Source organism: Rhodococcus sp. NPDC059234, assembly GCF_042754225.1.
Classification (GTDB): domain Bacteria; phylum Actinomycetota; class Actinomycetes; order Mycobacteriales; family Mycobacteriaceae; genus Rhodococcus_G.
In genome coordinates, this window is record NZ_JBHZAH010000058.1 from 20,630 (window position 1) to 29,643 (window position 9,014).

The following is a 9,014-nucleotide window of genomic DNA, read 5'->3' on the forward strand; positions in this document are numbered from 1 at the left end:
TGGGGGTCGGAGCTGGTCGTGACCGCAGCCAACAGCTCACGGGAGTCGTTGTCGCAACAGCAGCGCCATCCCGAGACCCGCGGCGGTGCACAGTACCCCGAGCACCAGCCACACGCGGCTGGCATCGCCGCGAACGGTCTCGAAACCGATCTGCTCCTCGAGGGTGTCGTACACGTTACGTAGTTCCTCGAGACTCGACGCCGTGAAGAACGTACCGCCCGAGAGCTTCGCGATCTCCCGCAACGACGGATCGTCCACCGGCACCCCGATCCGCTCGTCGCCGATGTCGACCGTTCCGTACGACGTCCCGAACGAGATCGTCGAGATCGGCACACCCTTCTCCTTCGCCTGCTGCGCCGCCGTGTAGCCGCCGCGGGGGTCGTCGGGGAAGTTCGGGACGGTCTGCTTGCCGTCCGAGAGCAGCACGATGCGTGCGGGTGGCACCTGGTCGCCGCCGCCGAGCACCGCGCCGAGGGTCTCGATCGACTGCAACGAGGTGAAGATCGCCTCGCCCGTCGCGGTCCGCTCGGCGAGGGTCAGGTGGTCGATCGCGGCCTTCGTCTCCTCGCGGTTGGTGGTGGGCGAGACCAGCACCGAGGCGGTGCCGGCGAATGCGACGAGCCCGAGGTTGATGCCCGGAGTCAGCCCGTCCGCGAACGCCTTCGCGGCCTCCTGCGCCGCGGCCAGCCTGGTCGGCTTGACGTCGGTCGACTTCATCGACAGCGACACGTCGATCACCAGCATGACGGTCGCGCGGTTGCGCGGCACCCGCTTGTCGGATGTCGGGCCCGCCAGCGCGACGGTGAGCAGCAGCAACCCGCACAGCACCAGTGCGGTCGGCACGTGCCGCAACGGACTCTGCCGCGCCGGGGCGACCTTCTCGAGCAGTTCGAGGTTCGAGAACCGCAGCACCCGCTTGCGCCGTCCCCGTTGGACGAGCACGTAGCCGACCGCGAGCGCGGCCACCACGAGAAGGAACGCCAACCACCAGGGTGACGCAAAGTCGATCGGACTCACTGCCGGGGCGCTCGATTCACCCGAGCACCATAGCTGTGCCTGCGAGCCGCGACGAAGCGAACGACGTCGGCGATCCAGTCCCGGTCGGTGCGCAGGCTCAGCACCGGTGCGCCGCATCCGCGCAGCGTCTGCTCCACGGTGCCCCGGTGGGCCGCGGCCGCCGCCGCGAAGTCCGCCCGCAACTGCGGGGAGGTGTGGAACTCGCGGGTGCGCCCGGTCTCGGGGTCGTGCAGGACCACCTCGCCGAGATCGGGCAGTTCGAGGTCCCGGGGATCGAGCACCTCGACACCGAGCAGATCGTGTCGGCCCGAGAGCGCACGCAGCGAGCGTTCCCAGTCGATCGGTCCGAGGAAGTCGCTGACGACCACCGCGAGGCCGCGGCGGCGCTGCGGGCGGCGCAGGGACTCGATCGCGCCGCGCAGGTCGCCGCGGACCCCGTCCGGGGCGTGCGGCGTGGACGCGATGGTGCGGAGCATCGCGTGCGCGTGCAGCCTGCCCCCGCGCGCCGGGATGCGCACCGTGCGTTCGCCGGTCGCCACGATCGCACCGATCCGGTTACCGCCGCCGCTGGTCAGGTGCGCGACCGCGGCGGCGGCCGCCACCGCGAGGTCCCGCTTCTCGGCGCCGACGGTGCCGAAGTCGAGGCTGGCGGACAGGTCCACCACCAGCCATGTCTCGAGCTCGCGGTCGGCGACCGACTGGCGCACGTGCGGGTGGGTCGTACGGGCGGTGACCGACCAGTCCATCTGACGCACGTCGTCGCCGGGTTGGTATTCCCGGGCGTCGCCCGGTTCGGTGCCCGGTCCGGGAATCAGGCCCAGGTGCTCTCCGTGCAGGACCCCGTCCAGGCGCCGACGAACGGTCAGCTCGAGCGTCCGCAGGGCCGCGGTGAGTTCGGCGTCGCGGAGCTCACCGGCACGGAACGAGGGCAGCGTCGTGTTGCCGTCCGACCGGCTCGTCACCGCTGCGCGCCACCCACCGCCGCGGGCTGCGCGGGCGCGGGTGCGGCCGGCGTCACCGGCGCGACCGGTTGCGCGGCGACCTGGGGCAGGCCCACCGTCTGCAGCACCTTGGTGATGACGTCGTCCGGCGTGACCTCGTCCGCCAGCGCGTCGTAGGACAGCACCAGCCGGTGCCGGAGCACGTCCGGGATGACCTCGAGCACGTCCTGCGGGACCACATAGTCGCGGCCGCGCAGCAGCGCCAGCGCGCGCGAGGCCGAGATGATGCCCAGGGTGGCGCGCGGCGAGGCGCCGTAGGAGATCCAGCCCGCGACGTCGGTCAGCCCGAGGTCCGCCGGCGTGCGGGTGGCCGCGATGACGCGCACGACGTAGTCCACGAGCGCGTGGTGCACGAACACCCCGCTCGCCGCCTTCTGCAGTCGGATGAGGTCGTCGGTGCCGAGCACCTCGCGGGGCTCGGGGGCGGCCACGCCCATCCGGTAGACGATCTCGCGCTCCTCCTCGACCGTCGGGTAGTCGACGAGGACCTTGAAGAGGAAGCGGTCGCGCTGCGCCTCGGGCAGCGGGTAGACGCCCTCGTTCTCGATCGGGTTCTGGGTGGCCATCACCAGGAAGGGCTCGGGCATCGGGAAGGTCTTGCCGCCGATGGTCACGTGCCGCTCGGCCATCACCTCGAGCAGCGCGGACTGGACCTTGGCGGGCGCCCGGTTGATCTCGTCGGCGAGCACGAAGTTCGCGACGACGGGACCGAGTTCCGTGTCGAACTCCTCGCGACCCTGCCGATAGATCCGGGTGCCGACCAGGTCGGTGGGGACCAGGTCGGGAGTGAACTGCACGCGTGAGAAGGACCCGCCGACCACGGTCGCGAATGTCTCGACGGCCAGCGTCTTGGCAACACCCGGCACGCCCTCGAGCAGCACGTGCCCCTTCGCGAGCAGTCCGACGAGGATGCGTTCGACCAGCCGGTCCTGTCCGACGATGACCCGCTTGACCTCGTAGATCACCTTCTCGAGGAGCTGCACATCCGACTCGACCCCGTGCTGCGCACTCGGCGCGCCGCCGGCCCCGTCCGCTGACGTCACCAAGAATCCACCGCTTTCACATCGACCACTCCCGACCCGGTCCGCGCTCCCAGCTCGGGAGCAGGTGGGTCAGGAAACCATTCGGACCACGTAGGGAGTCATGCCACCCCAGCGCAGCGGCGAGACCTTGACCTTGGAGCCGGATTCCGGCGCCTCCAACATCTCCCCGTTGCCAAGGTACAGCGCGACGTGCTGGCTGGCATTGGGCCCGTAGAAGATCATGTCGCCGCGTTTCATCTGCGCGCTCGGGATCTGCTCACCGGCCGTGTACTGATAGCCCGTGTAGTGCGGCAGCGAGACCCCGATCCCCGCGAAGGCGTAGATCATCAGACCCGAGCAGTCGAACCCGACCTTCTTGTAGTCGCCGAAGCTGTCGGCCACGCCACCGTCCCGGATTCCGAGGGTGGGGCCGTTCTCGTCGCCGCCGCCCCAGGCGTAGGTGATACCGAGCTGGGACATGCCGCGGTCGATGACCGTCTCCACCGCGGAGCTGCCGGTCACCGACGGTTTCGGCTTGGGTTTGGGCTTGACCGACGGCTTGGAGGTCGGCGGCTTGCTGGGTGCCGTCGTCGGCGTGTCACTGTCCGACTCGTCGCTGTCGGACTCGTCCGTGCCCGGCGTCGCCGTCCCCGAGGTGCCTGTCCCGGACTGATCCCCCGGCGTGGTCGTGCCCGACTGACCGGCGGCGGGGTCGTCCTCGATCTGGGTGTGCGCGCGTTGCCCCTCGGCGAGCTGGCGGGCCCGTTCGGCCGCTGCCTGGTTCGCCGCCACCCGGGCGGCCGCCTGCACCGCAGCCTGTTTCGCGGCCTCGGCCGCGGCGGCCGCGGCTGCCGCTTCGGCGGCACGCTGGGTGTCCCAGTTGACGAAGGCCTGGCGCTGACTCTGCAGGCCGGACACGTTGTCGCGAGCGGCCGCCAGCGCTGCCTCGGCCGCCGATTTCTGCGCCTCCACCTGCGCCTTCTTGCCCGCCTGCTCGGCGAGCGCAGCGCGTGCGACCTGGATCGCGTTCTCTGCGTCGGCCTTTCGAGACTCTGCCGCGGACGCCGCGTCGTCGGCCTGCTGCTTCGCGTGCCGGGCCGCGGAGTTCTTGTTCGCCTCGGCCGTCCTGGCGCGCTGCAGGCCGTCGAGCACTGAACTGCGGTTCGTGGCAAGCAGTTTCATCAGCTGCGCGCGGTCGAGCACGTCGCCCGGCCCCTGGGACCCGAGGAACGAGGCGAACGAGGCGACACCCGTGCCCTGCCGGTAGGTGTTCGCCGCGAACTCGTCGAACTTCGTCTGGGCCAACTCGATCTGGGCGCCGGCGTCGCGCAGCGCCTGCAGGGTGCTCCCGACCGCCCCGGCTGCCACGCCCGCGATGTCGCGGGCGTTCTGCAGGTCGACGAGCGCCTTGTTGACGCCCTCACGCTTGATCGCGACGGCGTCGTCGAGTGCGGTGAGTTGCTGATCCGCCTCGGCCACCGCGTTGACGAGGGCGCCGACCTGACCCAGTCGCGAGTCCACGCCCGCCGTGGCCTGCTGCAGGTCGGTGTCGCTGGGGTTCGGTGGTGGCGGCGGGACCGCGGACGCGAGGCCGGGTGTGCCGGCGACGAGGGACGTCGCGACGGCGAAACCGACAAGTAGTTGTGCGCTGCGGGTTCTCGCACGTGAGAATCCGCGGCGGTGGGTTCCGCGCGGTGCCCCTGGCCTCACAAGTGTCTCCCTCGGTTCTGCCACCACACCGAAACCGGTCGTGCAGCTGGGCCCCGTGCTGCATTGGAGCCCGGCCGCACATCCCTTGTGGTTGCGCCCGTCAGGGGAAGGCGTGCGTGCTTCGACGCCCGCGTGAGGTTCACCGCGAGCACCGCGGACCGTGCGTCACTTCCGTGGCCACACTGCCCATAGCGACACTTCTTCCCCAAAAAGTGCCAATGGCACCGTACGACACTTTGCCCACTAACGAAACTCCAGTCACAAAGAACAACACAGTAATTACAGCGCTGAGTTGGGAAAGACCAGTGCACACGCCCGTCGGGCGAAAGATATTTACCGAGTCGGTATTTCGGCGGGCGGTCGGCCGCCCGGCGATCGGCACACCCGTGCCGCCGCGATCAGGACTCTCGGCCGCTCTCGATGCGACGCGAGCGGACGAACCAGGTCGCCGCGGCGGCGCCCCCGACGATCACCACCAGGCCGACCGTGATCAACCCGTACGGCGCCTCGGGACGCACGACCTCGTCGAGGAACTGGTTCGCGGAATCGACCGCGTTGCCGGTGTATGCCTTGTCCTGGGCGTCCTCGACGGAAACGCGACTGAGCGCGTCACTGTAGGTGCCCACCCAGTTCGGACTCAGCACGAGAACGGTTCCGCCCTCGTGCTTACCGACCTCGGTGGCGATGTCGCGGAGCTGCGAGTCGCGGCCGGGGTTGTCCTTCAACACGACGACCGAGAGCTTGATGCCCTCTTCACGCGCGCGGTCGACGACGGCCACCAGCCCCGGCACGTCCGCCGTAGGCGCGGACACCCCGTCGTCGGACACGTCGGCGACGACGGTGTCGATGTTCACCTCGGGCGGGATGTCGGCGTGAGCCGGGCGGAACGCGATGAAGGCAGCAGGCATCTTTCATCCGGATCGGTCTAGGTGACAGGGCGACGAGCGCCCTCTGCGTCGAACACTGAGGTGACTATCGGACAATCGCCCAGCACATTACGTGACACCGCTCGCGCGACCGCGGACCGCAGTTCCACGCGTTGCGGACCGAGCCCGTCTCGACGAGGATCGACCGGTGTGCGCACCGGGTGAAACACCAGGGGTGGCAATCCGCCCCGAGCACTTCACAGGACAAGCGTACTGTTAGACTTGCCGCGAGATGCTCTCGGAGCGACCGGTCGACTACACCAGACTTCTGGTTCGTCCACTGCCCGTTCGCCCCGACGAGCCTCGCTTCAGCCGTCGGCACAGCCCCGTCGACGGCGCACCTCAAAGACGAGTGGAGCTGACGTGAGCACCAGTATTGATTCATTCGGCGCCAAGGGAAACCTCGAGGTCGGAGACAACTCCTACGAGATCTTCCGACTCTCGGCCGTTCCCGGCACCGAGAAGCTGCCCTACGCCCTCAAGGTTCTCGCCGAGAACCTGCTGCGCACCGAGGACGGCGCGAACATCACCGCGGACCACGTCCGCGCCATCGCGAGCTGGGATCCGTCGGCCGAGCCGAGCGTCGAGATCCAGTTCACCCCCGCCCGCGTGATCATGCAGGACTTCACCGGCGTGCCCTGTGTGGTCGACCTCGCCACCATGCGTGAGGCCGTCGCCACCCTCGGCGGCGACCCGAACAAGGTCAACCCGCTCTCCCCCGCCGACATGGTCATCGACCACTCGGTCATCCTCGACGTCTTCGGTCGCGCCGACGCCCTCGAGCGCAACGTCGACCTCGAGTACCAGCGCAACGGCGAGCGCTACCAGTTCCTGCGTTGGGGCCAGGGCGCGTTCGACGACTTCAAGGTCGTCCCCCCGGGCATGGGCATCGTGCACCAGGTCAACATCGAGTACCTCGCCCCCACCGTCATGACCCGCAACGGCCAGGCCTACCCGGACACCTGCGTCGGCACCGACTCGCACACCACGATGGTCAACGGCCTCGGCGTGCTGGGCTGGGGCGTCGGCGGCATCGAAGCCGAGGCAGCCATGCTCGGCCAGCCGGTCTCCATGCTGATCCCGCGCGTCGTCGGCTTCAAGCTCACCGGCGAGATCCAGCCGGGCGTGACCGCGACCGACGTCGTGCTCACCGTCACCGACATGCTGCGCAAGCACGGCGTGGTCGGCAAGTTCGTCGAGTTCTACGGTGCCGGCGTGGCCGAGGTTCCCCTGGCCAACCGCGCCACCCTGGGCAACATGAGCCCCGAATTCGGTTCCACCGCAGCGATCTTCCCGATCGACGGCGAGACCATCAACTACCTGCGCCTGACCGGCCGCAGCGACGAGCAGCTCGCGCTCGTCGAGGCGTACGCCAAGGAGCAGGGCATGTGGCACGACGCCGCACACGAGCCCGCCTACTCCGAGTACCTCGAGCTGGACCTCGGCACCGTCGTGCCGTCGATCGCCGGCCCGAAGCGCCCGCAGGACCGCATCCTGCTGTCGGACTCGAAGGCCGCGTTCCGTCGCGACATCGCCACCTACGTCACCAACGGCACCGCCGCCGCGCACTCCGCACTGGACGAGGCCGTCGAGGAGTCCTTCCCCGCGTCCGACCCGGTCGAGCACGGCACCGCCTCCGACGAGGTCGTCGCGGTGCCGTCCGCCGCGAACGGCTCGCACGGCCGCCCCAGCAAGCCGGTGAAGGTCAAGTCCGAGCGTGGCGAGTTCGTCCTCGACCACGGTGCGGTCGCGGTCGCGGGCATCACGTCCTGCACCAACACCTCGAACCCGTCGGTGATGATCGGCGCAGCGCTGCTCGCCCGCAACGCGGTCGAGAAGGGCCTCACGTCGAAGCCGTGGGTCAAGACCAACATGGCCCCGGGTTCGCAGGTCGTCGCCGACTACTACGAGAAGGCCGGCCTGTGGCCGTACCTCGAGAAGCTCGGCTTCTACCTCGGCGGCTTCGGCTGCACCACCTGCATCGGCAACACCGGCCCGCTGCCGGAGGAGATCTCCAAGGCGGTCAACGACAACGACCTGTCGGTCACCGCGGTCCTGTCCGGCAACCGCAACTTCGAGGGACGCATCTCCCCCGACGTGAAGATGAACTACCTGGCGTCCCCGCCGCTGGTCATCGCGTACGCCATCGCCGGCACCATGGACTTCGACTTCGAGACCGACGCGCTGGGTCAGGACCAGGACGGCAACGACGTCTTCCTGAAGGACATCTGGCCGTCCGCGCAGGAGATCGACGACACCATCAAGTCGGCGATCAGCCAGGACATGTTCCGCAAGTCCTACGCCACGGTCTTCGCGGGCGACGAGCGCTGGCAGAACCTGGCCACCCCGGAGGGCGACACCTTCGCGTGGGACGAGAAGTCGACCTACGTCCGCAAGGCGCCGTACTTCGACGGCATGACGATGGAGACCACCCCGGTCACCGACATCTCGGGTGCTCGCGTGCTCGCACTGCTCGGCGACTCGGTCACCACCGACCACATCAGCCCGGCCGGCCCGATCAAGCCCGGCACCCCGGCAGCCCAGTACCTCGACGCCAACGGTGTCGAGCGCAAGGACTACAACTCGCTGGGTTCGCGGCGCGGTAACCACGAGGTGATGATCCGCGGCACGTTCGCGAACATCCGCCTGCGCAACCAGCTCCTCGACGACGTCTCGGGCGGCTACACCCGCGACTTCACCCTCGAGGGCGCCCCGCAGTCGTTCATCTACGACGCCTCGCAGAACTACCAGAAGGCGGGCATCCCGCTCGTCGTCCTGGGCGGCAAGGAGTACGGCTCCGGTTCGTCGCGTGACTGGGCGGCCAAGGGCACCAGCCTGCTCGGCGTCAAGGCCGTCATCGTCGAGTCCTTCGAGCGCATCCACCGCTCGAACCTCATCGGCATGGGCGTCGTCCCGCTGCAGTTCCCGGCCGGCCAGTCGGCCGCGTCGCTGGGCCTGGACGGCACCGAGGTCTTCGACATCGCCGGGATCGCGAAGCTCAACGAGGGCGTCACCCCGAAGACGGTCAAGGTCACCGCCACCAAGGGCGACGGCAGCAAGGTCGAGTTCGACGCGGTCGTGCGCATCGACACCCCCGGCGAGGCGGACTACTACCGCAACGGCGGCATCCTGCAGTACGTGCTGCGCAACATGATCCGGGGCTGATTTCCGATCTGTTGACACGCACAGTCGGTTGACACGCACGCAGTGCACAGGCGGCGGGCCCGGGACGTCTCGTCGGCGGCCCGCCCGCGCCGGACCCCACCCGCCGGCGCCGGTGCCCAGGGGCGGGAGGGCCCCCACCCCCCGCGGGGGGGCCACAACCTCGAAGGGGCCCC

The 9,014-nt window shown here is 69.4% G+C and carries 6 protein-coding genes; 1 reads left to right on the forward strand and 5 read right to left on the reverse strand.

What is annotated here, in order from left to right:
- Positions 1 to 36 precede the first annotated feature (36 nt).
- The 5 genes from ACFXGJ_RS14050 to ACFXGJ_RS14070 all read right to left on the reverse strand — a co-directional run bounded on the left by ACFXGJ_RS14050 (position 37) and on the right by ACFXGJ_RS14070 (position 5,658).
- Positions 37 to 1,017, reverse strand: coding sequence for a VWA domain-containing protein (locus tag ACFXGJ_RS14050; RefSeq protein WP_378620659.1), 981 nt, complete (start codon positions 1,015 to 1,017; stop codon positions 37 to 39).
- Positions 1,014 to 1,979 (reverse strand): DUF58 domain-containing protein, encoded by a 966-nt coding sequence (locus ACFXGJ_RS14055; RefSeq protein WP_378620662.1) that lies wholly within the window; start codon positions 1,977 to 1,979, stop codon positions 1,014 to 1,016. The genes ACFXGJ_RS14050 and ACFXGJ_RS14055 overlap by 4 nt, the downstream gene beginning before the upstream one ends.
- A complete protein-coding gene (locus ACFXGJ_RS14060; protein ID WP_378620664.1) occupies positions 1,976 to 3,061 on the reverse strand; it encodes an AAA family ATPase in 1,086 nt (361 codons plus the stop codon). Before ACFXGJ_RS14060 ends, ACFXGJ_RS14055 begins: the two co-directional genes overlap by 4 nt.
- A gap of 69 nt (positions 3,062 to 3,130) precedes the next feature.
- Positions 3,131 to 4,750 (reverse strand): NlpC/P60 family protein, encoded by a 1,620-nt coding sequence (locus ACFXGJ_RS14065; RefSeq protein ID WP_378620666.1) that lies wholly within the window; start codon positions 4,748 to 4,750, stop codon positions 3,131 to 3,133.
- A gap of 398 nt (positions 4,751 to 5,148) precedes the next feature.
- On the reverse strand, positions 5,149 to 5,658 hold the full coding sequence (locus ACFXGJ_RS14070; RefSeq protein ID WP_378620668.1) for a DUF6676 family protein: 510 nt from the start codon (positions 5,656 to 5,658) through the stop codon (positions 5,149 to 5,151).
- A 381-nt stretch (positions 5,659 to 6,039) separates the two neighbouring features.
- Here ACFXGJ_RS14070 and acnA point away from each other — a divergent pair, with 381 nt between their 5' ends.
- On the forward strand, positions 6,040 to 8,841 hold the full coding sequence (gene acnA / locus ACFXGJ_RS14075) for an aconitate hydratase AcnA (RefSeq protein WP_378620671.1): 2,802 nt from the start codon (positions 6,040 to 6,042) through the stop codon (positions 8,839 to 8,841).
- Positions 8,842 to 9,014: the final 173 nt, after the last annotated feature.

What these genes read in the sequence shown, in the direction of transcription:
- ACFXGJ_RS14070 (WP_378620668.1), bottom strand. Translation starts at nt 5,658, where the DNA reads ATGCCTGCTGCCTTCATCGCGTTCCGCCCGGCTCACGCCGACATCCCG.